This is a genomic window from Paraburkholderia sp. J94 (genome assembly GCF_905220285.1).
Classification (GTDB): domain Bacteria; phylum Pseudomonadota; class Gammaproteobacteria; order Burkholderiales; family Burkholderiaceae; genus Paraburkholderia; species Paraburkholderia tropica_A.
Window position 1 is genome coordinate 341,359 of the sequence record NZ_CAJMZH010000005.1, and the last position, 24,420, is coordinate 365,778.

At 65.5% G+C, this 24,420-nt stretch carries 22 protein-coding genes and 1 riboswitch; of the genes, 6 read left to right on the forward strand and 16 right to left on the reverse strand.

The features are described from left to right. Positions 1 to 38 precede the first annotated feature (38 nt). From U4Y88_RS12800 to U4Y88_RS12825, 6 genes are all read right to left on the reverse strand, one after another. Positions 39 to 1,010, reverse strand: a complete 972-nt coding sequence (locus U4Y88_RS12800) for an ABC transporter permease (RefSeq protein ID WP_224013563.1) — start codon at positions 1,008 to 1,010, stop codon at positions 39 to 41. A gap of 46 nt (positions 1,011 to 1,056) precedes the next feature. Next, positions 1,057 to 2,055 carry an ABC transporter substrate-binding protein gene (locus U4Y88_RS12805; protein WP_321784309.1) on the reverse strand — a complete coding sequence of 333 codons (999 nt, stop codon included), beginning with the start codon at positions 2,053 to 2,055 and terminating at the stop codon, positions 1,057 to 1,059. A gap of 74 nt (positions 2,056 to 2,129) precedes the next feature. After that, entirely contained in the window at positions 2,130 to 3,965 is a 1,836-nt protein-coding gene (gene atzF, locus U4Y88_RS12810; RefSeq protein WP_321784528.1) for an allophanate hydrolase, read from the reverse strand. Continuing rightward, positions 3,962 to 7,573, reverse strand: a complete 3,612-nt coding sequence (locus U4Y88_RS12815) for a 5-oxoprolinase/urea amidolyase family protein (protein ID WP_321784311.1) — start codon at positions 7,571 to 7,573, stop codon at positions 3,962 to 3,964. Before U4Y88_RS12815 ends, atzF begins: the two co-directional genes overlap by 4 nt. Next, a complete protein-coding gene (locus U4Y88_RS12820; RefSeq protein ID WP_310633959.1) occupies positions 7,573 to 8,226 on the reverse strand; it encodes an urea amidolyase associated protein UAAP2 in 654 nt (217 codons plus the stop codon). The genes U4Y88_RS12815 and U4Y88_RS12820 overlap by 1 nt, the downstream gene beginning before the upstream one ends. A gap of 9 nt (positions 8,227 to 8,235) precedes the next feature. Beyond that, the gene (locus U4Y88_RS12825; RefSeq protein WP_321784313.1) at positions 8,236 to 9,009 is read right to left on the reverse strand and encodes an urea amidolyase associated protein UAAP1; all 774 of its coding nucleotides are present in this window, start codon (positions 9,007 to 9,009) and stop codon (positions 8,236 to 8,238) included. Positions 9,010 to 9,065: 56 nt separating this feature from the next. Beyond that, positions 9,066 to 9,206, reverse strand: a riboswitch (guanidine-I (ykkC/yxkD leader). Positions 9,207 to 9,785: 579 nt separating this feature from the next. On the opposite strand from U4Y88_RS12825, the gene U4Y88_RS12830 reads away from it, so the two are divergent. Next, the gene (locus tag U4Y88_RS12830; RefSeq protein WP_224013570.1) at positions 9,786 to 10,187 is read left to right on the forward strand and encodes a hypothetical protein; all 402 of its coding nucleotides are present in this window, start codon (positions 9,786 to 9,788) and stop codon (positions 10,185 to 10,187) included. Between the two features lie 33 nt (positions 10,188 to 10,220). On the opposite strand, the gene U4Y88_RS12835 is transcribed toward U4Y88_RS12830, so the two are convergent. Further along, positions 10,221 to 10,433, reverse strand: coding sequence for a DUF1059 domain-containing protein (locus tag U4Y88_RS12835; RefSeq protein WP_224013571.1), 213 nt, complete (start codon positions 10,431 to 10,433; stop codon positions 10,221 to 10,223). A 456-nt stretch (positions 10,434 to 10,889) separates the two neighbouring features. On the opposite strand from U4Y88_RS12835, the gene U4Y88_RS12840 reads away from it, so the two are divergent. Both U4Y88_RS12840 and U4Y88_RS12845 read left to right on the forward strand, forming a co-directional pair. Then, positions 10,890 to 12,284 carry an FAD-binding oxidoreductase gene (locus U4Y88_RS12840; RefSeq protein ID WP_321784315.1) on the forward strand — a complete coding sequence of 465 codons (1,395 nt, stop codon included), beginning with the start codon at positions 10,890 to 10,892 and terminating at the stop codon, positions 12,282 to 12,284. A 56-nt stretch (positions 12,285 to 12,340) separates the two neighbouring features. Then, a complete protein-coding gene (locus U4Y88_RS12845; RefSeq protein ID WP_224013573.1) occupies positions 12,341 to 12,634 on the forward strand; it encodes a GYD domain-containing protein in 294 nt (97 codons plus the stop codon). 21 nt (positions 12,635 to 12,655) lie between these two features. Here U4Y88_RS12845 and U4Y88_RS12850 read toward each other — a convergent pair whose 3' ends face one another. After that, positions 12,656 to 13,684 (reverse strand): hypothetical protein, encoded by a 1,029-nt coding sequence (locus tag U4Y88_RS12850; protein WP_321784317.1) that lies wholly within the window; start codon positions 13,682 to 13,684, stop codon positions 12,656 to 12,658. 225 nt (positions 13,685 to 13,909) lie between these two features. Here U4Y88_RS12850 and U4Y88_RS12855 point away from each other — a divergent pair, with 225 nt between their 5' ends. After that, entirely contained in the window at positions 13,910 to 14,215 is a 306-nt protein-coding gene (locus U4Y88_RS12855; RefSeq protein WP_321784319.1) for a hypothetical protein, read from the forward strand. A gap of 133 nt (positions 14,216 to 14,348) precedes the next feature. Further along, entirely contained in the window at positions 14,349 to 15,005 is a 657-nt protein-coding gene (locus tag U4Y88_RS12860; RefSeq protein ID WP_224010649.1) for a helix-turn-helix domain-containing protein, read from the forward strand. Positions 15,006 to 15,056: 51 nt separating this feature from the next. Here the strand turns inward: U4Y88_RS12860 and U4Y88_RS12865 are convergent, their stop codons facing one another. From U4Y88_RS12865 to U4Y88_RS12895, 7 genes are all read right to left on the reverse strand, one after another. Further along, positions 15,057 to 16,082: a substrate-binding domain-containing protein gene (locus U4Y88_RS12865; RefSeq protein ID WP_224010510.1), complete on the reverse strand. Its 1,026-nt coding sequence runs from the start codon at positions 16,080 to 16,082 to the stop codon at positions 15,057 to 15,059. A 281-nt stretch (positions 16,083 to 16,363) separates the two neighbouring features. Continuing rightward, positions 16,364 to 17,347, reverse strand: coding sequence for a ribose ABC transporter substrate-binding protein RbsB (gene rbsB / locus U4Y88_RS12870; RefSeq protein ID WP_224010511.1), 984 nt, complete (start codon positions 17,345 to 17,347; stop codon positions 16,364 to 16,366). Positions 17,348 to 17,431: 84 nt separating this feature from the next. Continuing rightward, complete coding sequence (locus U4Y88_RS12875) at positions 17,432 to 18,388, reverse strand: ABC transporter permease (protein ID WP_224010513.1); 957 nt, start codon at positions 18,386 to 18,388, stop codon at positions 17,432 to 17,434. Positions 18,389 to 18,441: 53 nt separating this feature from the next. Beyond that, a complete protein-coding gene (locus U4Y88_RS12880; protein ID WP_321784320.1) occupies positions 18,442 to 19,959 on the reverse strand; it encodes a sugar ABC transporter ATP-binding protein in 1,518 nt (505 codons plus the stop codon). Between the two features lie 7 nt (positions 19,960 to 19,966). Continuing rightward, complete coding sequence (gene rbsD / locus U4Y88_RS12885) at positions 19,967 to 20,365, reverse strand: D-ribose pyranase (protein WP_224010515.1); 399 nt, start codon at positions 20,363 to 20,365, stop codon at positions 19,967 to 19,969. 6 nt (positions 20,366 to 20,371) lie between these two features. Next, positions 20,372 to 21,262, reverse strand: a complete 891-nt coding sequence (gene rbsK / locus U4Y88_RS12890; RefSeq protein WP_321784322.1) for a ribokinase — start codon at positions 21,260 to 21,262, stop codon at positions 20,372 to 20,374. A 302-nt stretch (positions 21,263 to 21,564) separates the two neighbouring features. Then, complete coding sequence (locus U4Y88_RS12895; protein WP_321784324.1) at positions 21,565 to 21,855, reverse strand: hypothetical protein; 291 nt, start codon at positions 21,853 to 21,855, stop codon at positions 21,565 to 21,567. Positions 21,856 to 21,966: 111 nt separating this feature from the next. Between U4Y88_RS12895 and U4Y88_RS12900 the strand changes: the two genes are divergently transcribed. Continuing rightward, entirely contained in the window at positions 21,967 to 22,932 is a 966-nt protein-coding gene (locus tag U4Y88_RS12900; protein WP_321784326.1) for a GlxA family transcriptional regulator, read from the forward strand. A gap of 26 nt (positions 22,933 to 22,958) precedes the next feature. Here the strand turns inward: U4Y88_RS12900 and U4Y88_RS12905 are convergent, their stop codons facing one another. Further along, entirely contained in the window at positions 22,959 to 24,359 is a 1,401-nt protein-coding gene (locus U4Y88_RS12905) for a sensor domain-containing diguanylate cyclase (protein ID WP_321784329.1), read from the reverse strand. Positions 24,360 to 24,420 lie beyond the last annotated feature (61 nt).

Below are 24,420 nucleotides of genomic sequence, written 5' to 3' on the forward strand. Positions count from 1 at the left end.
AAACGACAAACGACAAACGAAGCTTTTAGCCCTGAAAATCAGGCCTTCAGCGTGCGATCCCACGGAAACAGCTTGCGTCCGAGAAAGCCGAGCACGATATCGGTGCCCAGGCCGATGATGCCGATCATCATGATCGCGGCATAGACGTTGTCGAAATGCTGGTAACGCGCCTGCTGCGTGATGTACCACGTGATGCCCGAACTCGTGCCGACGAGTTCCGCCACGATCAGATAAGTCCACGCCCAGCCGAGCAGAATCCGCTGGTCGCGATACAGGTCCGGCAGAATGCCCGGCACCACCACGTGCGTGAGCAGCTTCAGGCGCGAGGTGCCGAGCGTCATGGCCGCTTCGAGCAGGCCGAATTCGAGCTTGCGCGTGGTGTTCGCGATGATCAGCACCTGCTGGAACAGCGTGCCGATCACGATGATGGCGATCTTCGGCGCGTCGTAAATGCCGAGCACGGCCACCATCAGCGCGCCGAATGCGGGCGCGGGCAAATAGCGGAAGAATTCGAAGAACGGTTCCTGCAAGCGCGCGAGCACGCTATAGGTGCCGCACACGATGCCGACCGGCACGCCGATCAACGACGAAACGAGAAAGCCCCAGAAAATGATCTGGATGCTGTGCCACAGGCTCTGATGCAGCCACACGCCGTCCACCGAAGCGGGCGGCGTCGTGAACGCGGTATAGAACGCGCGCAGCACTTCATGCGGCGCGGGCAGATACACAGGATTGGCGGCGACGCCGGTTGGCAGCGCCGTGTGCGCCTCGCGTGCGTGCGCCAGTTCGTCGGCGAATATCGCCTTGTCGACACGCATGCCCGGCTGGAAATAATCCACGCTGCCGGGCTGCGTAATCAACATCTGCGGATGCCAGACGAACGGCACGTAACTCACCACGCACCACACCAGCAGCGGCAGCAGAAACGAGCCGAGGCCCAACATCCATTTGCCGCGCGGCGTCAGCTCGCGGCGCACTGCAAACACTCCGGTCTGGCTGATCTCTGCCATGAGTTTCTCCTGCTGGTGGGGGCGGGCGCGTTACACGCCGATACGCTTACTTCAAGCTGCTCGTGAGCGACGGATCGACATAGGCGCTCACGTCCTGCGGCGCCTTGTAGACCTGATACTTCACGTTGAACGCATCGGCGGCGCGGCTCGAACCGTACAGCGACTTGAAGCCATCGGCATTCACGTAAGCCTGTTGCGCTTCCGGCAGCGTGAGCAGCCTGGTGCCCTTGAGCAGCGGCAGATATTGCGCGGGCGTGAGACCCACGCGCGCCGACATGATCTTCACGGCGTCGCCCTGCGTGGCCGGATCTTCGATGTAATGCACCACGCGATACCAGACCTTCGCGAGCTTCGCGTAATCGGCCTTGTGCGCGGCGAGGCTCACGGGATTCACGGCGAGCACGTCATAGATCAGGCCCGGTTCATCGGCGGACGTGAACACCGGACGCGCGCCCGGCACCGCACGCTGCGCCTCGCCCGCGTTCGGCTGCCAGGCTGCAATGGCCGCGACATCCGACGACGCGAGCACTTGCGGCGTCTCGGTCGTCTTCGCGTTCACGAGCGTCACGTCGGTTTCCTTCATGCCCGCGCGTTGCAGCGCGTCGAGCAGCAGCAGGTGATCGACCACGCCGAACTCCACGCCGATCTTCTTGCCCTTGAGGTCCTGCATCTTGCGCGCGGGCGGCTTGGCGATGACCATGTCGTTGCCGTTCGAATAATCGGTGATGAGCGCCATCACGTTCTTCGCGCCGTTCGCGCCCATCGTGAGCGCGTCGCCGTTGGTCACGAGCACGGCGTCGAGCTTGTTGGCCGCGAACGCGTCCATCGACGCGGCGTAGTCGAACCAGTCGAACTTGACGTCGAGGCCCGCTTCCTTGAGCCAGCCCTTGTCGATGGCGACCTGCCAGGCCACCCAGCCCGGCCAGTCGCTATAGCCGATGCGCAGCGGCGCGGCGTTCGCGGCTTGCGCACCGGCGGCGAAAAGGCCCGCCGCGAGCGCGAGCCCCGACGCGATGCGTGCGAACGTGAAGTGCTTGGTCTTCATTGCGGTTCTCCAGGTGTAAAAGTGCAGCGTGTGTTCGGTTGAATCATGTCGTTGTCGATAGACGTAAAGCGCGTTCAGGCCGCCTGCATCGCCGCGCGCCGATAAGCGCGCCAGCCGCCAAGCGCGCTGATATCTTCAGCGCCTTCGAGTGCCAGGCCTTCGCACAAAAAGCCCTGTACGAAGGCACCATCCGCCAGTTCGAGCGTGCCGATGCCGAGCGGTGACGGGATCAGCGCGACGAACGAACCGTAGTGCTCGACGGGCATCTCCCAGACCTCGACTTCGATCGCATGGCCGTCTTGCGCCACGCGCACGAGACCCGGTTTTTCGATGCCTTGCGAAGCGGCCTTCGGCAGCGCGTAGAGGCGATAATTTTTCGATGTCGTAGTCGCGGCAACGAGTTTCGCATCGCGCGATGTCAACTGTGCGTTCAGCGGTTCGCCGCCCAGATGCGCGCCCACTACAGCCACGCGCACCGTTGCGGGCGCGGCGGAAGCGGCCTTCGTGTTCGATGCCGCTTCGCCCAGCCACGCACGCGCGATATCGAGCAGCTTCGCGTCTTCGTGCGCGCGTGCGACGAAGGTGATGCCGAACGGCTTGCCCGCGTGCGGCCCGCTTTCGCACGTGCCAGCAGGCACTGCGAGCGCGGACAGGTCGAGCAGATTCACGAAGTTCGTGTAATAGCCGAAGCGCGCGTTCACGCCGATGGGATCGGCTTCGAGTTCCGCCACCGTGGACGTGGTCGGCGAAGTCGGCGTGACGATGGCATCGAGATCGGGCCACACGCGTTCGGCCTGCATGCGCAGCGCGGCGAGCGTGTCTTGCGCGGCGAACGCATCGGCCGCGCTCCAGCGCGTCGCGCCGCCGATGATCGCGCGCGTGACCGGATGCAGCGCATCGGGATTCGCTTCATAGAACGGACGAATCGCGGCCAGCCGTTCAGCGACGAACGGCCCTTCGTACAGCAGACGCGCCGTCGCGAGAAACGGCTCGAAGTCGATCTCAACGAGTTGCGCGCCCGCCGCGCGCAGTGCTGCCAGCGCGGCGTCGAAGGCTTGCGCATACGACGCATCGCCATAGAACTCCAGTTGCGAAGCGCGCGGCACGCCCAGACGCAAACCCTTCAACGCAGCTTGCGCGCTCACCACATCGCCTTGCCATTCGCGCGCATACGGATCGTCCTCGGCCACGCCGTGCGCGCTCTCGAACACGCGTTGCGCGTCATCGGCCGTGTGCGCGAAGATCGAGACGCAATCGAGCGAGCGGCACGCGGGCACCACGCCGAGCGTGCTGAGCACGCCCTTGGTCGGCTTGAGCCCGACGAGCCCATGAAACGCCGCCGGCACGCGGCCCGAACCGGCCGTATCGGTGCCGAGCGAGAACGCGGCGAGCCCCATCGCCACCGACACCGCCGAGCCTGAGCTCGACCCGCCCGACGCATACTCGGGATCGAGCGCATTGCGGCACGCGCCATGCGGCGAACGCTGACCCGACAAGCCCGTGGCGAACTGATCGAGATTGGTCTTGCCGATCGGAATCGCACCCGCCGCGATCAGGCGCTCGACCACAGGCGCGCTTGTTTCAGGCTGATACGCGTAGTCGGGACACGCCGCCGTGGTCGGCACGCCCGCGAGATCGATGTTGTCCTTGATCGCGAACGGAATGCCGTAGAGCGGCAGCGTGGCCGGATCGCGGCCCGCGAGCGCATCGGCGTAACGCATCATCTCGTCGCGTGTGAGCGCGCGAATCCAGATGCGATGCGGATCGTCGCCCGACGTATGCGCCGCGATCCGCTCGACGAGTTGCGCGGGCGTGAGGCTGCCATCGAGATAACGCGCGCGCAAGGCGGCGATCGTCATCGGCGTATGCGCCGTATCGGACGTGTCCGGGGTCGTGGAAAGCAGATTCATTGGCATGCGGCCTCCTCGCCGCTCGGGCTGGTCGTCGTGTCGGTTGTCGTTGCGCTCACGCGGATCGCCATCAAGCGCTGGCCCGCGGTCACGGCGTCGCCTTCATGACAGGCGAGCGCTTCAATCACGCCGCTCGCGGGCGCGGCCACCGTCACTTCCATCTTCATCGATTCGAGGATCGCCACGTCCTGGCCTTCCTCCACAGCGTCGCCTTCCGCGACGAGCAGCTTCCACACGCTGCCCGACACGTCGGCGCCGATCGCGCGGCAATCGTCGTCGAGGTCGCTCAGCGATTGCGCGTTCGCGCCGCTATCCGCGCCCGGCTCGCCCACGTATTCGGCCTGGCCCGCCTCGCGCCAGCGCTCGCGTTCCGCTTCGAAAGAGGCTTGTTGCGTGGACTTGAACGCGGCAATCGATTCGGCTTCGTCGCGCAGGAATCGCTCGTATTCACCGAGGTCGAACACCGATTCTTCGATACGCAAGCTGCGCCGTCCCGCGATGAATTCGCTGCGCCATTGCGCGAGTTCGCTTTCGCTGACTTCGTAGAAGCGGATCTCGTCGAAGAATCGCAGCAGCCACGGCTTGCCCGCTTCGAACTCCTTCGTGGTGCGATAGCGATTCCACATCTGCACCGTGCGGCCGACGAACTGATAACCGCCGGGGCCTTCCATGCCGTACACGCACAGATACGCGCCGCCGATGCCGACGGCGTTTTCAGGCGTCCACGTGCGCGCCGGGTTGTACTTCGTGGTGACGAGCCGATGGCGCGGATCGACGGGCGTCGCGACCGGCGCGCCGAGATAGACATCGCCGAGACCGAGCACGAGATAGCGCGCGTCGAACAGAATGCGCTTCACGTCGTCGATGCTGCCGAGACCGTTGATGCGGCGAATGAACTCGATATTGCTCGGACACCAGGGCGCATCGGGCCGCACGCTCTGCATGTAGCGCTCGATCGCCACGCGCGTCGACGGATCGTCCCAGGACAGCGGCAGATGCACGATGCGGTTCGGCACGCGCATCGCATCGACGGCGGGCAGTTGCGTTTCGGCGAGCTTGAGATGCGCGAGCAGCGCGTCGAGCGCGAGCGTGTCGGGATCGAAATGCACCTGAAGCGAACGGATGCCCGGCGTGAGATCGACGATGCCGGGCAGGCGATGTTCCGCGAGCCAGTTCATCAACGCATGCACGCGAAAACGCAGCTTGAGGTCGAGCACGGGCGGCCCGTATTCGATCAGCAGATTGCGGTCGCCCGAACGGCGGTAGACCACGGCCACGCTTTTTTCATCGGCGCTTTCATCGTCGGTATTTTCGCTGCGATAAAGCACGCACTCGTGCGTCGCGTTCGCCTTCGCGGGGACGAAGCGCACCGTATCGCCGGGACGCAACTGGCCGAGCTTCCACAACTCCTCGCCGATCACCGTCACCGGGCAGACGAAGCCACCGAGACTCGGGCCATCGGGACCGAGAATCACGGGCATGTCGCCCGTGAAATCGACCGCGCCGATCGCGTAGGCGTTGTCGTGGATATTCGACGGATGCAGGCCCGCTTCGCCGCCGTCCGTGCGCGCCCATTGCGGCTTCGGGCCGATCAGACGCACGCCCGTACGGCTCGAGTTGTAGTGCACGGTCCAGCGCGCCTCGTAGAGCATGGCGATGTCGTCGCGCGTGAGGAAATCGGGCGCGCCGTGCGGGCCGTCGAGCACCGCGAGTTCCCATTCATGCGTGAGTTCGGGCACGCGCCCGGTCGGCAGCGTCGCGCCCGCCTCGCCCTTGCCCGCGCCCGGCGCGAGATGCAGCACGTCGCCCTTGCGCAATGCGCGACCCGCGTGGCCGCCGAACTGGCCGAGCGTAAACGTGGCCTTGCTGCCGAGATAATCGGGCACCTGCAAGCCGCCGCGCACCGCGAGGCACGCGCGCACGCCCGCGCCCGTCACGCCGCCGAGCTTGAGCACGCTGCCCGCACGTGCGCGCACGACTTGCCAGAACGGCACCGCCACGCCGTCGAGCGCCGCCGCGAGCGGCGCGCCGCCGAGCACGAACAGCGTCTCGCAGTTGAAGCGCAGCGTCGCGCCGACCATCGTGAATTCGAGGCCCGCCGCGTCCGCTGCGTTGCCGAGCAGCGCGTTGGCGAGCGTGAACGAGCGGTCGTCCATCGGGCCCGAGGGCGGCACGCCCACGTCCCAGTAACCCAGACGCCCCGGCGTCTGCTGCACGGTCGTCTGCACGCCGCCGTCGAGCACGTCGATGGTGTGCGGCGCGAACACGAAACGGCCGAGAAAAGCCGTGGTCTGCTCGCCCGCCGCAAAGGTCGCCGATCCGACCACCGCGCGCAGATAGTCGAGATTGGTTTCGATGCCGTAAAGCTGCGTGCGGTCGAGCGCATTGGCGAGCGTCGCCAGCGCGGCTTCGCGCGTCTCAGCGCTCGCGATGATCTTGGCGATCAGCGGATCGTAGAACGCGCTGACTTCCGTGCCCGCGTCGACCCAGGTGTCCACGCGCACATCGTCGGGGAAACTCACGTGCGTGAGCAGGCCCGAACTCGGCTGGAACTGGCGATTCGGATCTTCGGCGTAGACGCGCACCTGCACGCTCGCGCCGCGCGGACCATCGCTCAGCGACTGCGCGAGCGCGGGCAGCGGCGCGAGTGTGCCTTCGGCCTGGCGAATCATCCACTCGACGAGATCCACGCCGTAGACCTGTTCGGTCACGCCGTGCTCCACCTGCAAACGCGTATTCACCTCGAGGAAATAAAACGCGCGCGCGTGCGCGTCGAACACGAATTCCACCGTGCCCGCATTCGCGTACTGCACGGCGCGTGCGAGACGCACGGCGGTGTCGTGCAGCGTGTTGCGCTCCGCCTCGCTCAGACCCGGCGCGGGCGTTTCCTCGATGACCTTCTGGTTGCGCCGCTGCACCGAGCAATCGCGTTCGCCGAGCGCGATCACCTCGCCCTTGCCATCGCCGAAAATCTGCACTTCGATATGGCGCGCGTGCTCGACGAATTTTTCGAGGTACACGCCCGCATTCGCGAAGTTGCTCTGGCCGAGCCGCGCGACCGAAGCGAATGCCGCGTCGAGTTGCGCGGCGTCGCGGCACAGCGACATGCCGATGCCGCCGCCGCCCGCCGTGCTCTTGAGCATGACCGGATACCCAAGCGACGACGCCGCGTCGAGCGCGGCCTGCACGTCGGCGAGCAAGCCGGTGCCGGGCAGCAATGCCACGCCGTTTTGCCGCGCGATCTCGCGCGCCGTGTGCTTGAGGCCGAACGCCGTCATCTGCTCCGCGCGCGGACCGATGAAGGCGATGCCCTCCGCTTCGCAATCGCGTGCGAATGCTGCGTTCTCCGAAAGAAATCCGTAACCGGGATGCACGGCCTGCGCGCCGGTTTGGCGCGCCGCGTCGAGAATGGCGGCGGCGTTCAGATAGCTCTGCGCGACCGGTGCCGGGCCGATGCAGACGGCCTCATCGGCGAGCATGACATGCATCGCGTGACGGTCCGCTTCCGAGTACACCGCGACGGACGCGATGCCGAGCCGCTTGAGCGTGCGGATCACGCGGCACGCAATCTCGCCGCGATTGGCAATCAGGATTTTGTCGAACGCCATCATGCCTCCCACACGAGCAGGCGCACGGGCGTCGGGTTATAGCCGTTGCACGGATTGTTCAGTTGCGGGCAGTTCGAGATCAGCACCGTCACGTCTTCTTCGGCGCGCACTTCCACGTATTTGCCGGGCGCGGAAATGCCGTCCTCGAACGTGAGCTTGCCGAGCGGCGTGACCGGCACGTTCATGAAGAAGTTGATATTGCTGACGAGATCGCGCTTGCCCAGTTGCGAAGCCGCACCGCAGGTGCAATGCGCGAGCGCGTTCAGATAGCTGTCGCGGCAGCTGTGCATATGGCGCTTGTCGAGCGCGTAACGCACCGTGTTGCTTTCCGCCGCGCACGCGCCGCCGAGCGTGTCGTGACGCCCGCAGGTATCGGCGGTGATGGTGAGCATCGGGCGGCCGAGATTCGACATCAGCACGCTGCCCGCGCTCAAGTACAGATTGCCTTGCGCGCGAATGGTGTCTTGCGCGCTATAGCGTTCGGCGGGATCGTCGCTGCGATAGAACAGCGTATCGACGGCCTGATTGCCTTCGAGGTCGACGATACGCAGCGTTTCGCCGCGCTTGATGTCGTATAGCCAGGGCTCGCCGGCGGGCAGCGTGAAGTCATAACGGGCGGTGCGCGCTTCAAGCGCGCTTTCGATGATCGGCATGGCGGCTCCTCAGGCGAACAGGCGGTCGGTGTTGGTGAAGGCGCGGCCGTTTTCGGCGCACGCGTTGCGGCACAAATCGTCGGCGGGCGCGGCGGCATCGGCGGGATACGCGCGCCACGCGATCAGCTTCACCGGCTTCGGCGCGTACTCGCGCTGCGGATCGAGCGGATGCGGCGCGGTGGAAAACGCCGCCAGCGTGTTCATGTCGAAGCGCAGATCGAGCGAAGCACCCGCGCGCGAATGGCCGCTCACGTAGCTGAGCGCGCCGTCGTCGCCCACGGCGACCTTGCTGAAGAAGTTCACGTTCGCCGCGAGATCGCGCGGTCCCAGACCGTACTTCGCGAGTTCGAGCACGAGGCTGTCGCGGCCATTGCGGATCATGTCGTTGCGATGCGCCTGATAGCGCCGCTCGCCGTACTTGCGCGCGAACAGCGCCGCGTCGCCGACCCCGCCGAGCGGATCGTGCCAGCCGAGCGTGTCGCCCGTGATCGACGCGATCACGCGGCCCATGTCGGTATGCAGCGCGTGGCCGCGCGTGAGGTGAGCCGTGTGCTGCGCCTTCAGCGTGTCGGCCATGTTGTAGCGTTCGAGCGGATCTTCCTGGCGATGAAACACGGCGGCGAGATTCGCGCCGCCTTCGAGATCGACGATGCGCAGCGCGAGGCCGCGCCGCAGGATGCCAGACCAGTGCGTGCCCGCGGGAATCACGGCTTCCCAAAGCGGCGCGGCGACCGGCGCGAGGTCGTTGAAATCGTCGAGTTCAGTGAGGAGGCTGGACGGCATGGAGGCTCCGGGTGGCGAAGGGAATAAGCGTGAGAGGGCGACCGAACGACATCGCAACCTCCCGGGCTTTTATCCCTCCGTGGAGCCTCATCGCCGCCTTGCATGCAAGGTGGGAGACGAGACCGGATTGCTCTCGGACCAGGCATCGGCCACACAACTGAAGCTGCGCGCCGACCGGAACCCTAGCGATCCTAAGATGATGCAAATTGCTTCGCACCTCTCGCAGGCTGATGTAGCGAGATCCGTGCCAATGCGCGGCGAATTGCATGAAGCGCCTTGAATCACGGGGTTTCGCGCGGGTTGGGAACGCAAGCGACGCGCTGTGCGTTGCACCGCGAAGCGGCATCGGTTTGCCCCAACATGGTGATCGGCATGGCGCCGATTCGCGTGCGGCACATTTTCAGGGCGGCGCTTTCCACGCGATGACGGGATTGATGCGCTTTCGATTGGCTTATCCGCGCTTTACATGCTCGCTGCTGATTGGCATGGCTGTTGCGTGTAGCACCGCATCAATTCCCATCCCTCCGAATCATCGACGGAAACCAGCATGAGCCGAGCAACGCGACTTCGACAATTTCTTTACGCGCTTTTCGCCGCGCGTTTCATCGAATTGCAACGCGGCGACGCGCAAAACGCACGGCACTGACGCCACGACCGTTTAATCGCGCGTTGATATTCCGACTCTCCAAATAGCGTTTCCCCGCACCGGACGCCTTGCGCGCGCGGTGTACCATGCGAATGAGCCGCATGTCGCGGCCTCGCCCGGAGAGCGCGCCATGAAAGTGTCGTGGCAACGCCGCATCACCTTGTTCGTCCAGCGTTTCTGGCAGCCGACCAGCGCGTGCATGACCTGCATGCCGGGAAGCTGGGGCAACATCATGAGCCTCGCGCACTGGGCGATCGCCTTCAAGACCGGTCTGCTCACCGGCGGGCTGGCGCTGCTGCTGACCTTCACGCCGGCGGCGAGACTCTACGCGAATCGATATGGCAACGCCTTGCTGGTCGGCTGCCTGACCGCGATAGGCGACGCGTATTCGCACACGAGCCACTACCGCATTCATTTTCTGGAGCACCTCGTCACGGGCGCGATGGCGGGATTGTTCGCGCTCGCGGCGTCGTATCTGTTCGAAGACCGCGCGCGCCGCATCCGCACGGTCTGGGTGCGTTTGTTCGGATGATTGAGACGATCCGGTTGTTTCGATTCGCTGCGCTCACGCCGGGCGCGGCGACGCAACGGGTGGCGAGCCTTCATGGAACAGACCCGCGATTTGCGTACGCAACTCCGGCGAATCGGTGTGATGATGGACGCTGACCGCGTGTTGCACGGCCGCTTCGAGCAGTTCCTGATCGGAATCCGCCGAGATGGCCACGGAGCAGTTCATTTCGCTGGGAAACTCCCTGCAATCGATGTATTTGCGAGTCATGACAAGACTCCTCGTTAATCAATTAACTTCAGTCCGATGCATGCCCGCACAACGCGTAAAGCATGCGACAAAATTATAGGACCCCCGCATTTCACTTGCTAAAATAAGCAGGAGACGACGCTGCGCGCGCACTTTAAAACAACCGCAACGCGCGTTTTCAAACGGACACCCGAAATAATTAGTCAGGTTATCTAATCATTCAGGAAACGTGTCCGGCAATCTGAATTCAGCCCGGCCACGTTCACAAACGCACATCGGCCGGGTTGCGCGGCCTCGCCTCCTTCATGCGCCTGCTGCCTTCCCGAAAGCACGGCATTTCCGGCTTTCCCTACGGGACGCACACTGCGTCTCGCGTACGACCCCTTCCGCATTCATCGCCGCGCGCCGGCCCTCGCATGGGTTCGCCGCGCCCGGCGCGCCATGCGGATTCGCGAACTGCCGAATGAGAGGTGTGCGATGTCCAGCCTGTCGAGCGATTCCATCGAAACATTCAAACGCGCGCTGCGCGGTCAGGTGCTGCAACCGGACGACACGGGCTACAACGAAGCCCGCCAGCTCTGGAACGCCATGATCGACCGGCGTCCCGCCTTGATCGTGCGTTGCCGGGGCTGCGCCGACGTGCGCCAGGCCGTGTCGTTCGCGCGCGACAACGGCCTCGCGCTCGCCGTGCGCGGCGGGGCGCACAACATCGCGGGCAGCGCGATGTGCGACGGCGGCCTCGTGATCGACCTGTCGTCGATGAAGTCGGTGCGCGTCGAACCCGCCACGCGCCGCGCCTATGTCGAGCCGGGCGCAACGCTCGGCGACTTCGACCACGAAGCGCAGGCCTTCGGCCTCGCGACGCCGCTCGGCATCAACTCCACCACGGGCGTGGCCGGGCTCACGCTGGGCGGCGGCTTTGGCTGGCTGAGCCGGCGCTTCGGCATGACGGTCGACAATCTCGTGGCCGCCGACGTGGTGACCGCCGACGGCAATCTGCTGCGCGCGAGCGCCGACAGCCACCCCGACCTGTTCTGGGCGATTCGCGGCGGCGGCGGCAATTTCGGCGTGGTGACGATGTTCGAATTCGCGCTGCACGCCGTGGGCCCCGAAGTCTATGGCGGACTCGTGGTGCTGCCCATCGCCGCCGCGAAGGAAGCGCTGCAACGCTATCGCGAAGCCTCCGCGTCGATGCCCGATGATCTCACCGTCTGGAGCGTGCTGCGCTTCGCCCCGCCGCTGCCCTTCCTGCCCGCCGACGTGCACGGCAAGCCCGTGATCGTGTTCGCGATCTGCTATTCGGGACCGCCCGAACGCGCGGCGGCGGCCGTCGAACCGGTCCGGCAATTCGGCACGCCGTGCGGCGAGCATCTCGGGCCGATGCCCTACGCGGCGTGGCAGCAAGCCTTCGATCCGCTGCTCACGCCGGGCGCGCGCAATTACTGGAAGTCGCACAATCTCGCGCAATTGCCGGACGGTCTCATCGATACGCTCACCGCCGCGATCGGCAATCTGCCTTCGCCGGAGTGCGAAATTTTCTTCGGGCAGATCGGCGGCGCGACCACGCGCGTCGCGCCCGACGCCACCGCGTATCCGAATCGCGATGCGCTCTATGTGATGAACGTGCATGGCCGCTGGAGCGAGCCCGGCGACGACGCCCGCTGCATCGGCTGGGCGCGCGACTTTTTCGACGCCTCGGCGCCTTATGCGCTCGGCAGCGTCTACGTGAATTTCCTCACCGACGACGAACGCGCGCGCGTGACCGCCGCCTATGGTCCGAACATGGACCGGCTGATCGCCGTGAAGACGCGCTACGACCCGCACAACCTGTTCAACCGCAATCAGAACATCGCACCCGCAGCCAACACGTAGTGCCCGTGCCGTTATCGCCAGGCGGCCATCGCCTGGCAATCCTCAGGAGAATCGTCATGCAGACTTATGTGGTGCTTGCGCAATTCACCGATCAGGGCATCCGCACGATCAAGGACAGCGCGAAACGCGCCGGCCACGCCGCGGAACTGGCCCGCACGTTCAAGTGCGAAATGAAGCAGATTTACTGGACGCTCGGTCAATACGATCTGGTCACGATCGTCGAGGCCGAAGACGAAGCGGGCTTCATGGCGTTCGGCCTCGCGCTCGGCTCGGCGGGCAATATCCGCACGCAAACGCTGCGCGCGTTCGACAAGGACGCGTTCAGCGCAATGCTCGGCAAGCTCGGTTGAGCGGATGACCGGCCGCGCCGGTCAATGGTGGCTCCATACCGGCAGTTCGCGCGACAGCACGGCGGCGTCCTGCTCATCGCCACTCGATGACTTGCCCGCGTAGCGCGTGCCCGAGCCATGTTCGAGCGAGGCACGCGCGATCCACCATTTGGCTTCGCGGCTCGATGCATCGACGGCCAGCGCGCGTGCCGCGTCGTGACGCACGCAGCCCCACTGGCCTTCGCGTCCGCAGCGGTGCGCGGACGCGAGCCAGGCGTCGCGGTCCTGCTCGCGTGACGAGAGGTCGGCGCGCATGCGCTGGGCGTCGGCGTTGCCCGGTTGCGCGGCGAGCGCGCTGGCGAGCGACGCGTGCGCCGCCGCGAGACGGTTCTTGTCGAGATTCGCGCGTGCGCTGGCGAGATTCGCGGTGACGTCGCTGCGCGCGGCGGGCGGGCGCGCGGCGGGTGCCGGTTTCGGCGACACCGCGCGCGCCGGGACTGCGGACTTCGGATTCGCGGCGATCGGCTGAACGTTGTTCGCGCGCGGCGCGAGCGAGGCGACCGTGGTGCGCGGCGCGGGCGTGGGCGCGGCGACGTTCGCGCCGCGATGCGCGTGCAGCGCGGCTTGCGGCGCCGCCGCCACGGGCGGCACGGTGACAGGCCGCACGGCGGGCGCAACGCGTGACGGCTCGTGCCCGCTCACAGCACCCTCGGCGACCTGGGCCGCCGACGCCGGCCCGCCTTCCTCACCGCGATGCCCGATCAGATACGCGCCCACCGCCACGGCGAGCGCCGCCAGACTCCCGCACGCCAGACGCGGCAAACGCGAACGGCGCGTCAGGTCGGCTTCGTCGCACGATTCGTATTCAAACGTGCGGAAACGGCCGTCGGCTTGCGGCGCGCGTGCGAGCGCGGCGGGCAACTGCGTGGGTAACGGCGGGGACAACTGGGGTGACAACTGCGGAGACAACTGCGGTGACAACTGCGTGGGCGATGTCTCGAACGACGGCGCGGCCGCTTGCTCGGGCAGCGGCACGATCGGCCCAATCGCCCGCATCGACGCCGACGACAACGTTTGCGTCCTGCGATCGCGCGTCGCCGGAGCAGGCGCAGCCAGTTGATTCGCGCCGCAGCGAGGGCAGAAAATCAACGGTGCATCGAATGTGGCGGCGCAGTTCACACAGTGCTGCGCGGCGGTGTCGCTTCGACCAGGTTCGTTGAACATGCGAAGTGCTAATCGATTGAACGGCAATCGGCGATCGGCAATCAGCAGCAAGGATTCGCAAGGAGCGCAAACGTGCGGAAACAAGCGCAAGCCATCGCAAGCCATCGCCAAAAGGGCCGCTTCAATATGGGCCACTTCTTTATGAAGATCAATCGGCGGATTCCGCCAGCGTGGCGGATGGAGACAGGCGGCTGGCGCGCGAAGCCCGAATGCCCCCATACAGGTGCACAAACCGGCGTAACGGCAGCAAAAATGCCGGACAAACGCACTCAGGTATTTGGGACAACGTCTCAAAAAACCCACGCTGATAAGCCGCAAACGCCGATGTGGCGAATGCGCGTCATTTTGCCGCCACGGGCCATCCGTCCCCCGGTGTGACAATGCTCGAAACGAACCAAGGAGTCATCCGATGCTGTCACCCGCCGCGGTATCCGACATCGTTGTACGTCGTATCGGACGTACGCCCACGGCCCCGGCCGTCTCGGCATCCGCGCGCTGCTCGGGATGCGCGATGCGCCACCTCTGCGTGCCGCAAGGCGTCGCATCGGACGATCTGCCCAAGCTCGAAGCGCTCATTTGCAGCGCGCGCCGCGTGCGCCGCGGCGAGGCGCTCTACCGTTCGGGCGAACGCTTCGACAGTCTCTACGCCGTTCGCTCCGGTTCGCTCAAGACGACCATCGTGCATCGCGACGGCCGCGAGCAGATCACCGGTCTGCGTCTCGCGGGCGAAGCGCTCGGCCTCGACGGCATCGCCAGCGACGTGCACGCCTTCAGCGCGGTCGCGCTCGAAGACAGCTCCATCTGCATCATTCCCTACGACGCGCTCAAGACGCTGTGCCGCGAAATCGGCGCCATGCAGGACCGCATGAACCGCCTGATGGGCGACCAGTTCAACCGTGAAGCCTCGCAGATGATGGTACTCGGTTCGCTGTCCGCCGAAGAACGCGTGGCTGCCTTCCTGCTCGACGTGTCCGATCGCAACGCGCAGCGCGGCTACTCGCACGCCGAGTTCCATCTGCGCATGTCGCGCGAAGATATGGGCAGCTATCTCGGCATCACGCTCGAAACGGTGAGCCGCATTCTGTCGCGCTTCCAGAAGCGCGGCCTGATCGAAACGCAGGGCAAGTTCATCCGTATCGACGACCTCGAAGGTCTGCGCGCACTGTAAGTATCACGCCGGGCTTCGCGCCCGGGGTTCACGCCGAATTCACGCAGAAACTCAGGCGTTCGCCGCGCGCCGCTGCCGATAGTGAATCTGCGCGGGCACGCGCAGCGACTCGGGGGCCGCCTTGCCTTCGAGCAGCGCAAACACGCAGCGCAGGCTGTGCTCGGCGAGCTGCCCGCTGTCCTGCACGATGGCGTCGATCTGCAGCGGCAGGCAATCGAGCAACTGATGATCGTCGAAGGTCATCAGGCGGCCAGGCGCCTGCGCCAGCCGGTGCGCTTCGTTAATAAACTCCAGCACGCCCTCGAGCAGCGTAATCGAGCCCGCGAACAGCGCCTCGGGATACCGCCCGTGCGTCTCGAACCACGCTTTCATCAGCGCATAGCCGGACTCGCGCTGATAGTCGCGCTGGAACACCCAGTCGTCCTGTTCGGCCACGCCTTGCGTCGCGAGCGCGTGCCGGTAGCCAGCCAGACGGTCGCGGCTCGCGGAAAGCTCGGGCTGGCCGCCGAAATACACCACTTCGCGCGCGCCCTTCGCGAGCGCCTCGCCCACCAGGGTCGCCACGGTTTCAGCCGCGTCGGTCACCACGTAAGGAATCGCGCTGGTTTCCACGCGGCGGTCGGCGAACACCAGCGGCAGACGCTTGACCCATTGCTCGTAGCGCGGCGCGTCGGCCGTGCACGGCACCACCACCACGCCATCCACCTGATGCGAAACCAGATGCGCGATGCCTTCGGTCTCGCGCACGGGGTCTTCGTCGCTCGTCACGATCACGAGCTGATAGCGATACTGCTCGCGGCACTGCGATTCGAGCGCCTGCGCGAGCGCGGCGTGCGCGGAGTTGGTGAGATCGGGGATCACGAGACCGAGCGTGTTGCTGCGCCGCGAACGCAGCGCGCGCGCCGACTGCGACGGCGTGAAATGGTGATCCCGCGCCACCTGGAGCACGCGCTCGACCGTGGCCGCCGAAATGCGGTAACGCTCGGCGTTGCCGTTCAGCACCATGCTGGCCGTGGTGCGCGAGACTTCCGCAAGGCGGGCGATGTCGTCGATGGTCAGACGCTCGAACTGGGACACGCGGGCTTCCTGCTGGATTGTGGGTGGATTCGATACGGCGGCGCGCTTTGCAACGTCTGCGGCAACGTCATGAGGCAACTCGTTCGGCAACTCGTTCGGCAACTGCGTGCGGCAACTGCGAGCAACGGCTTGCGGCAAACATCATGAGGCCAACGGCGTGCAGCGAAAGAACCGGCGCGGCTCGCGCGCGAGGGGACGGCGTGAGAGGTGCGCCCCGATCGTGTCGGGGCGCATGAAGCGCATCGTGCGCGGGTCCACGCGCACGATGGTACTACGGAAGATTACTGCTTGTAGAGATTCAGCGGCACCGGAATAAACTTGTCGACCGGCTGGCCGTCGACGAGCTTCTTCGCGGTCTGCACGCCGTACTGGCCGATCAGTTCCGGCTGCTGCTGCACGGTCGCGGCCATCTGGCCGGCCTTCACGGCGGCGATCGCGTCGTCGGTCGCGTCGAAGCCCACCACCGCCACGTCCTTGAGGCCCGCAGCCTGCAGCGCCTTGACCGCGCCCAGCGCCATTTCGTCGTTCTGCGCGAACACGCCCTGGATGTCCTTGTTGCTCTGGATGATGTTCTCCATCACCGAGAGACCCTTGGCGCGGTCGAAGTCGGCCGGCTGCTTCGTGGCGATCTTCACGCCGCCCTTGGCAGCGATTTCATCGTCGAAGCCCGCGCCGCGCTCGTTGGCCGCCGAGGAACCCGGAATGCCTTGCAGCTCGACGATGTTGCCCTTGCCGCCCAGCTTCTCCGCGAGGAAGTCGGCCGCCATCTTGCCGCCCGCCTTGTTGTCCGAAGCGATATGCGAGCTGACTTCGGCGCCGTTCACGCTGCGGTCGAGCGAGATCACCTTGATGCCCTTGCTGGTCGCTTCCTTCACCACGTTCGCCACCGCCGACGAATCGGTTGGGTTGATCAGGATGACGTTGACCTTCTTCTCGATCAGATCTTCGACGCTGGCCTGCTGCTTGGCCGGGTCGTTCTGCGCATCGACGGTAATCAGGTTCACGCCGTCTTTCTTCGCTTCGTCTTCCGCGCCCTTCTTGAGCGAGACGAAGAACGGATTGTTCAGCGTCGAGATCGACAGGCCGATCGTGACCGCGCCGCCCGAAGCGGGCGCCGCTGCCGAGGCGCCGCTCGCGCCCGCGTCCGACGAGCCCGGACCTTCCTTCGAGCAGGCCGCGAGGCCCAGCGCGAGCGAACCGGCGACGAGCGCCGCAAACAGTTTCGAGAACGTCGGCGATTTCAGGGTGTAGTTCGATTGCTGCATAGTCATCCTCCTCGTATTTATGTGTGGAGTTGCATCGATGGTGAATCAGTTATTCAGGATTGCTACCAGACTCAAACTGTTGGCTTACGACTTCTTGTTGCCGCGGTCGATCAGCACGGCGAGCAGGATCACGCCGCCCTTGATGACCTGCTGATAGAACGACGACACGTCGAGCAGATTCAGGCCGTTGTTCAGCACGCCGATCAGCAGCGCGCCCACCAGCGTGCCGAAGATCCAGCCGCGTCCGCCCGTGAGGCTCGTGCCGCCCAGCACGACGGCGGCGATGGCGTCCAGCTCGTAGCCCGTACCCGCCGTCGGCTGCGCCGAATTCAGCCGCGACGTGAGCACCACGCCCGCAAGCGCCGACATCACGCCCGAGATCGTGTACACCCACAGTTGAATGCGATCGACCTTCACGCCCGAGAGCTTGGCCGATTCCGCGTTGCCGCCCGTCGCGTAGACATGGCGGCCGAACACGGTCTTGCGCAGCACGACCCAGAACACGCCGAACATCACGAGCATCAGCACGACGGGAATCGGAATCAGGCGCGCGACATAGCCGCCGCCGAGCAGCGAGAAGAAGTCGCTGTTGAAGCTGCTGATCGGGCTGCCGTTCGAGACCACCAGCGCGAGACCGCGCAGCACCGTCATCGAACCGAGCGTGGCGATGAACGGCGCGACCTTGCCCTTGCTGATGACGATGCCGTTGGCGAGGCCCATCAGGCCGCCCGCCGCGAGACCCGCGACGGTCGCGACCAGCGCGTTGGTGCCCGAGCTGAGCAGCGTCGCGATGATCACCGATGACAGCGCGAGCACCGAGCCCGCGGAGAGATCGATGCCGCCGAGCAGAATCACGAGCGTCATGCCGAACGCGATCAGCGCGTTGATCGACGCCTGCCGCATCACGTTGAGCAGGTTGTCGACCGTGAGGAAGTCGCGGCTCACGATGGAGAGCGCGACCGCTATGATCAGCAGCGCGATAAAAGGTCCGAGCTTTTGCAGCGTCGCCCTGCTGCTGGGGGTCATCGTCAGTTGCGCCATGTCGAGTCTCGCGAATGTGCCTTGAATGCAGTGTTAAAGTGCGCGGCCTGAGCTCAGGCCGCTGCTTGCGGCGCGTCGTGCTGCGCCGCATGGCCGCCTGCAGCGGCCGTCATGATCTGTTCCTGGGTGGCGCCCGCCGCCTCGAAAATGCCGGCCTGGCGGCCCTGATGCATCACGAGAATGCGGTCGCTCATCGCCAGCACCTCGGGCAGTTCGGACGACACCATCACGATCGCCACACCTTGCTCCGCGAGCTGGTTGACGATCGTGTAGATCTCGGCCTTGCCGCCCACGTCCACGCCGCGCGTGGGTTCGTCGAGCAGCAGCACCTTGGGCGGCTTCGCGAGCCACTTGGCGAACACCACCTTCTGCTGGTTGCCGCCGGAGAGCGACTTCACGTCGAGTTCCGCGTCGCGCGTGCGCACGCGCAGTTGCTTGATGAGGCCGTCGACCGCGCCGCGTTCGGCCTTGTCGTTGACGAAGCCGAGCTTCGCGTAGCGATCCAGATGCACGAGCGTGGCGTTCTCGCGCACCGACATGCCGAGCACGAGACCTTGCCGCTTGCGGTCTTCGGTGACGAAGCCGATGCCCGCCGCAATCGCGCTCGATGCGTCGCGCACGTCGAGCGGCTTGCCGTCGAGCTTCACCGTGCCCGCGCGCTTGCGGTTCGCGCCGAACAGCGTGCGCAGAATCTCGCTGCGGCCCGCGCCCATCAGCCCCGCGATGCCGAGCACTTCGCCCGCGCGGACCTCGAAGCTCACGCCTTCGATATGGCCGTCGTCGGCGAGATTCTCGACCTGCATGCGCACCGCACCGGGCGTGTGATTGCGCTTCGGAAAACGCTCGCCGATTTCGCGGCCCACCATCAGGCGCACGATCTCGTCGAAGTTCGTCTCGGGAATCGCGCGCTCGCCCACGAAGTGGCCGTCGCGCAGCACGCTGATCTTGTCGCAGATGCGGAAGATTTCTTCCATGCGATGCGAGACGTAGACGATCGCCACGCCGCGCGCCTTCAGCTGCTGCATGATCTCGAACAGCGTGTCGATTTCGCGGTTCGTGAGCGCGGCCGTGGGCTCGTCCATGATCAGCACTTGCGCGTTCAGCGAGAGCGCCTTGGCGATTTCCACGAGCTGCTGCTGCCCGATCGACAGCAGACCGGCTTCGGTTTGCGGATCGATGCGCTGCGCGCCCACCATGTCGAGCCACGTGCGCGCCGCTTTGCGCATTGCGGCCGTATCGACCATGCCGAAGCGGCTCGGCTCGCGGCCGAGAAACAGGTTCTCCATCACCGTGAGCTGCGGAATCAGATTCAGCTCCTGGTGGATGATGGCGATGCCCGCGCGTTCGGCGTCCACGGTGCTGCGGATCTGTACGGCTTTACCGTCGATCAGCACGGCGCCCGCGTCGGCCTGATACACGCCGCTCAGGATCTTCATGAGCGTGGATTTACCGGCGCCGTTCTCGCCCATCAGCGCGTGAATCTCACCCGCCTCGATGTGGAAATCGACGCCTTCGAGCACCCGCACGGGGCCGAACGCCTTGCCGATTCCCTGCATCTTCACTTGCATCATCGACCTCCTAGAAGATCACGCCCGAATGCAGGATCACATTCGCGTAAGGACTGCATTCGCCGGTGCGGATCACCGCTTTCGCCTCGCGGCAGCGGCGCTTGAATTCCTCGTGCGGCACTTCCTCGATGGCGACCTGCGCGCCGGCCAGCTCGCGTTCGCGCGCGACCACGGCGGCGTTATGCGTCTGCGCTTCGCTCGCGAACACCGCGCGCTCGGCCTTGAAGTCGGCGAGCACGCTGTCGAGCACATCGAAGAAACCCGGCACGCCGAGCGACATCGACAGGTCGATGCATTCGACGCCTTCAGGAATCGGCAGACCGCAATCGGCGATCACGAGGCTGTCGGTATGGCCCATGCCGGCCAGCACGCGCGCGATGTCGCGATTCAGATGTCCGTGTTTTTTCACTGCGTATTACGCCTGCTGATTCAGAAATGCTTCGAGTTCGGCGAGCGTGGGCATGCCGCCCTGCGCGCCCGCGCGCGTGACCGAGAGCGCGCCCGCCGCGTTCGCGCGGCGCACGGCTTCGCTCATGCCCAGATGCCAGAAGGCCGCCAGCGCGCCGTTGAAGGTGTCGCCCGCGCCGGTGCTGTCCACGGCCTCGACCGTGAAGCCCGGCTGATGCGCGAGCGTGCCGTCGGCCTGCGTGAAGTACGCGCCGTCCTTGCCGTGCGTCATCGCGATGCGGCCCGGACGGGTCGCGAGCGTGCGCGCCCAGTCGGCTTCGGGCTGTTGCAGCGCGGTCGCGAGTTCGTGTTCGTTCGGCGTGAGCAGCGTGGCGAGTTCGATGAGTTCGTCGCTGAGCGCCACGGCGGGCGCGGGATTCAGGAAGAACGGCTTGCCGTGTTCCTTCGCGCGGCGCGCCGCGTGCAGCACGGTCGCCATCGGCACTTCGAGCTGGGCGAGCACGACGTCGGCTTGCGCGAAAGCGTCGCTCGCCGCGTCGATATGCGCGGGCGTCAGTTCATCGTTTGCACCCGCCACGACGATGATCGCGTTGTCGCCGCCCGAAACCGTGATCGAGGCGATGCCGGTGGCCTCGCGACCCGTGCTCACGTGGCGGATGTCCACGCCGGCGCGCGTGAGCGTCGCCTTCATTTCGTTGCCGAAGGCGTCGTCGCCCACGCAACCGATCATCGTCACGTCGGCGCCCAGACGCGCCGCGGCCACGGCCTGGTTTGCGCCCTTGCCACCCGGATGGGTCGAGAAACGCGTGCCGAACAGCGTCTCGCCCAGACGGGGAAACGTGTCGGTCGCGACGACCATGTCCATGTTGATACTGCCCACCACTACGACGCGCGCCATGGCACTCCTTTCGACGGCTTTCGGCGCGTTATCCGCGCCTGCGATTTTTCACCGTGCTAAAACGTAATCAGCTTGGGAGCGCATTTATAGCAGAGTTCTGGCGGTCGAGAAATAGCCCTAGGGTAATTGCGGATACGTTGTCCGAAATGAGGGAACGGACACACGCAATATGGAGAAAAACTACATGATTTACGTAGAAAAACTACGCGCGTTCGATAGACTCGAACGCGCGCGAATTTCACTTCAATCATTCGGAATACTGATGATTATTTTGCGCCCGCTTCAGGCGCACATCGTCAGCCTTATTTCGGAATCAGACGGCCGAGCGGCGCGAGCGGACCCACCGGCGTGAGATCGAACGACATCAAGCCGTTTTCGACCAGCGGCAGCGTGTCGAGCACCGCCTTCGCTTCTTCCACGGTCGCGGCGTTCATCAGGAAGATCACGCCGGGCGTGTCGTGACGAAACCAGAACTGGTCGATCTTGCCGTCGAGATAAAGCTGGAGCGTGTGCGGCACTTCCTTCGGCATGATGCGCTGCTGCTGTTCATCGGTGAGCGGCTTGATGATCGATCCGACTGCGAAAACCTTCATGGGAAATCTCCTGTATTCGAGCGTCGTTGCGACGTGCAACGGAGATCACTGTAGCGCTCGGGCCGGAAAAGCAGTATCGTCGCAAATGACAACTTTAGGGTCATTTACGCCATGCGCATCGCCGTGCTCGCCCTCGACGGGCTTTTCGATACCGGACTCGCCGTGGTGCTCGACACGCTGCGCGCCGCCAACAATCTCGGCGCGCGCGTGACGGGCGGCGCGCCGCATTTCGAAGTGAGCGTGGTGGGCGTGCGCAAGCGCGTGCGTTCGGGCCACGGCTTCACGATTCCCGTGCAGCCCGTCACCGCCGATCTGAAACCCGACTGGGTGGTCGTGCCCGCGCTCGCGGCCGTCACGCCCGAGACCTTGCTGCCCGCACTCGCGCGCGCGGACGTGCGCGACGCCCAGGCGCAATTGCGCGCGTGGCGCGCGCAAGGCGTGTTCGTGGCGGCGTCGTGCATCGGCACCTTCGTGCTGGCCGAAGCGGGGCTGCTCGACGATCGCGAAGCCACCACCACGTGGTCGCTCGCGCCGTTATTCCGGCAGCGTTATCCGCGCGTGCGGCTCGACGAATCGCGCATGCTCGTGGCGACCGACGCGGGCGCGACGGCGGGCGCGGCGATGGGGCATCTCGATCTCGCGCTCTGGCTGGTCCGCAAGCAGAGCCCCGAACTCGCGACGGTGGTCTCGCGTTATCTGCTGGCCGATATTCGCAGCTCGCAGGCGCCGTACATCATCCCGAATCATCTGGCGCAGGCCGACCCGCTGATCCAGCGTTTCGAGCAATGGTCGCGCACGCACCTCAAGCACGGCTTCTCATTGCAGGAAGCCGCGGGCGCGCTGGCCACGAGCCCGCGTTCGCTGCAACGGCGTTGTCAGGAGGTGCTGGGGAAATCGCCGCTGGCGTACTTTCAGGATCTGCGCGTCGAACGCGCGCAATCGCTGCTGCACGGCAGCGGACTCGACATCGACGCGATTGCCGCCGAAGTGGGATACGAAGATGGGGCGACGCTGCGCACCTTATTGCGTCAGCGTCTCGGGCGCGGCGTGCGCGATTTGCGCGCCGCGCTGCGGTGATTGTGCCGTGATCGCGCGATGCCCGATCAGCCCGGCATGCTCGCCACCGACGAGGCGAGCGGCACGATGGCAGGCAGCGCGTTCGCCATGACCTTGTCGCGGCCCGCGGCTTTCGCGCGATAGAGATTTTCGTCGGCAGCCCTAAGCGGGTCGACGGCGAACTCGTCGCCGAAATCGCTCGTGAACGCGCCAATCGACACCGTCACGCGCTTCGCCTGAGTGCGCGCGCGAATGTCGAGACTGCGCACTGCCACGCGCATCGCCTCGCCAATCGCGATGGCTCCATCGCGCGCGCAACCAGGCAACAGCACGACGAATTCCTCGCCGCCGTAGCGGCATACGGCATCGTCCTGACGACGCAAGCAGGATTGCAGCGCATCGGCGATCAGACGCAGGCAGACGTCGCCCGCGCCGTGCCCGTAGGCGTCGTTGTATTGCTTGAAGTGATCGACGTCGACCATCAGCACCGACAACGGGCTCGCGCGATGGCGCGCCGAAAGATGCTCGCGCGCGTACGCGGCGTCGAACCAGCCGCGATTGTAGAGGCCCGTCAAGGCGTCGCGATTGGCCTTTTCTTCGAGGTCTTCGTTCAGCTTCGCGAGCCGCGAATAGAGCATCGCGATCTCGACCAGCAGCGCCGCCAGCAACGCCGACGAGGCGATCATCGACGCCAGGCGCGCGCCATACCAGCCGAGCGTAAAGCGCGCGGAACCGGCGAGCGTGAGCACCACATCGGCGAAAAAGGCGAGCAGCGCAATCGTCAACCAGATATCGAGCACCGTGCGCAAACGGCCCGAGATGAGTTGCGCGACGAGCGCCGTCACGCTCACGAACACGACGAACACCGTGACGGGGCTGTGCTGAAGCGCGGCATACGAACCGTCGCGGATCAGCACGGGCAGCCAGTCGCTCGCGCGCACCGCGATCAGGCAGCCGAGCGCGCTGCCGCCGAGCGCGAGCCACACCATCCAGCGCGCCGGCCCGAGGCGCAGCGCCGCTTTTTTGCCCGCGAACCGGCGCAACGCGAAACCGATGAGGATGAGCGAGGGAAAGCCGCCGTGCCAGAGCACCCAGATCCAGACCGCCGTCTGCCTGCCCGCGCCGAGCAGGCCGGTGGGCGAGAACACGCCCGGGAAAATCAGCAATTGCACCGCGCAGGTCAGGCTGCTGAACGCATAAGCCGCCGACAAGGCCGCATCGAGCGGCGACTTGCCCATGCGGTAACGCACCCACATCAGCAGCGCGGTAATCGATTCGGTCACGACGACCGCCGTGCAAAAAACCGGCACGAAAGGCAGACACGCGGACAAAGGCGTGGCGGCACGCGGCAGAATCGCCGCAACCAGCAGTCCGATGCACAGCGCCATGCCCACGGCAATCCAGCGATGCAGGCGCGTCGGACGCCGGGAAGTAATCAACTTATTCATTCTTTTTACAAACGGCTTGCGAAAGGAGGCGCGGCAGCGGGTCTGAATTCGACACCTGGAT

What these genes read in the sequence shown, in the direction of transcription:
- U4Y88_RS12800 (WP_224013563.1), bottom strand. Translation starts at nt 1,010, where the DNA reads ATGGCAGAGATCAGCCAGACCGGAGTGTTTGCAGTGCGCCGCGAGCTG.
- rbsK (WP_321784322.1), bottom strand. Translation starts at nt 21,262, where the DNA reads ATGGCGCGCGTCGTAGTGGTGGGCAGTATCAACATGGACATGGTCGTC.
- U4Y88_RS12845 (WP_224013573.1), top strand. Translation starts at nt 12,341, where the DNA reads ATGCAGACTTATGTGGTGCTTGCGCAATTCACCGATCAGGGCATCCGC.
- U4Y88_RS12860 (WP_224010649.1), top strand. Translation starts at nt 14,349, where the DNA reads ATGCGCCACCTCTGCGTGCCGCAAGGCGTCGCATCGGACGATCTGCCC.
- U4Y88_RS12820 (WP_310633959.1), bottom strand. Translation starts at nt 8,226, where the DNA reads ATGCCGATCATCGAAAGCGCGCTTGAAGCGCGCACCGCCCGTTATGAC.
- U4Y88_RS12875 (WP_224010513.1), bottom strand. Translation starts at nt 18,388, where the DNA reads ATGGCGCAACTGACGATGACCCCCAGCAGCAGGGCGACGCTGCAAAAG.
- U4Y88_RS12825 (WP_321784313.1), bottom strand. Translation starts at nt 9,009, where the DNA reads ATGCCGTCCAGCCTCCTCACTGAACTCGACGATTTCAACGACCTCGCG.
- atzF (WP_321784528.1), bottom strand. Translation starts at nt 3,965, where the DNA reads ATGAATCTGCTTTCCACGACCCCGGACACGTCCGATACGGCGCATACG.
- U4Y88_RS12830 (WP_224013570.1), top strand. Translation starts at nt 9,786, where the DNA reads ATGAAAGTGTCGTGGCAACGCCGCATCACCTTGTTCGTCCAGCGTTTC.
- U4Y88_RS12895 (WP_321784324.1), bottom strand. Translation starts at nt 21,855, where the DNA reads ATGAAGGTTTTCGCAGTCGGATCGATCATCAAGCCGCTCACCGATGAA.
- U4Y88_RS12880 (WP_321784320.1), bottom strand. Translation starts at nt 19,959, where the DNA reads ATGATGCAAGTGAAGATGCAGGGAATCGGCAAGGCGTTCGGCCCCGTG.
- U4Y88_RS12905 (WP_321784329.1), bottom strand. Translation starts at nt 24,359, where the DNA reads ATGAATAAGTTGATTACTTCCCGGCGTCCGACGCGCCTGCATCGCTGG.
- U4Y88_RS12815 (WP_321784311.1), bottom strand. Translation starts at nt 7,573, where the DNA reads ATGGCGTTCGACAAAATCCTGATTGCCAATCGCGGCGAGATTGCGTGC.
- U4Y88_RS12840 (WP_321784315.1), top strand. Translation starts at nt 10,890, where the DNA reads ATGTCCAGCCTGTCGAGCGATTCCATCGAAACATTCAAACGCGCGCTG.
- U4Y88_RS12835 (WP_224013571.1), bottom strand. Translation starts at nt 10,433, where the DNA reads ATGACTCGCAAATACATCGATTGCAGGGAGTTTCCCAGCGAAATGAAC.
- U4Y88_RS12900 (WP_321784326.1), top strand. Translation starts at nt 21,967, where the DNA reads ATGCGCATCGCCGTGCTCGCCCTCGACGGGCTTTTCGATACCGGACTC.
- rbsB (WP_224010511.1), bottom strand. Translation starts at nt 17,347, where the DNA reads ATGCAGCAATCGAACTACACCCTGAAATCGCCGACGTTCTCGAAACTG.
- U4Y88_RS12805 (WP_321784309.1), bottom strand. Translation starts at nt 2,055, where the DNA reads ATGAAGACCAAGCACTTCACGTTCGCACGCATCGCGTCGGGGCTCGCG.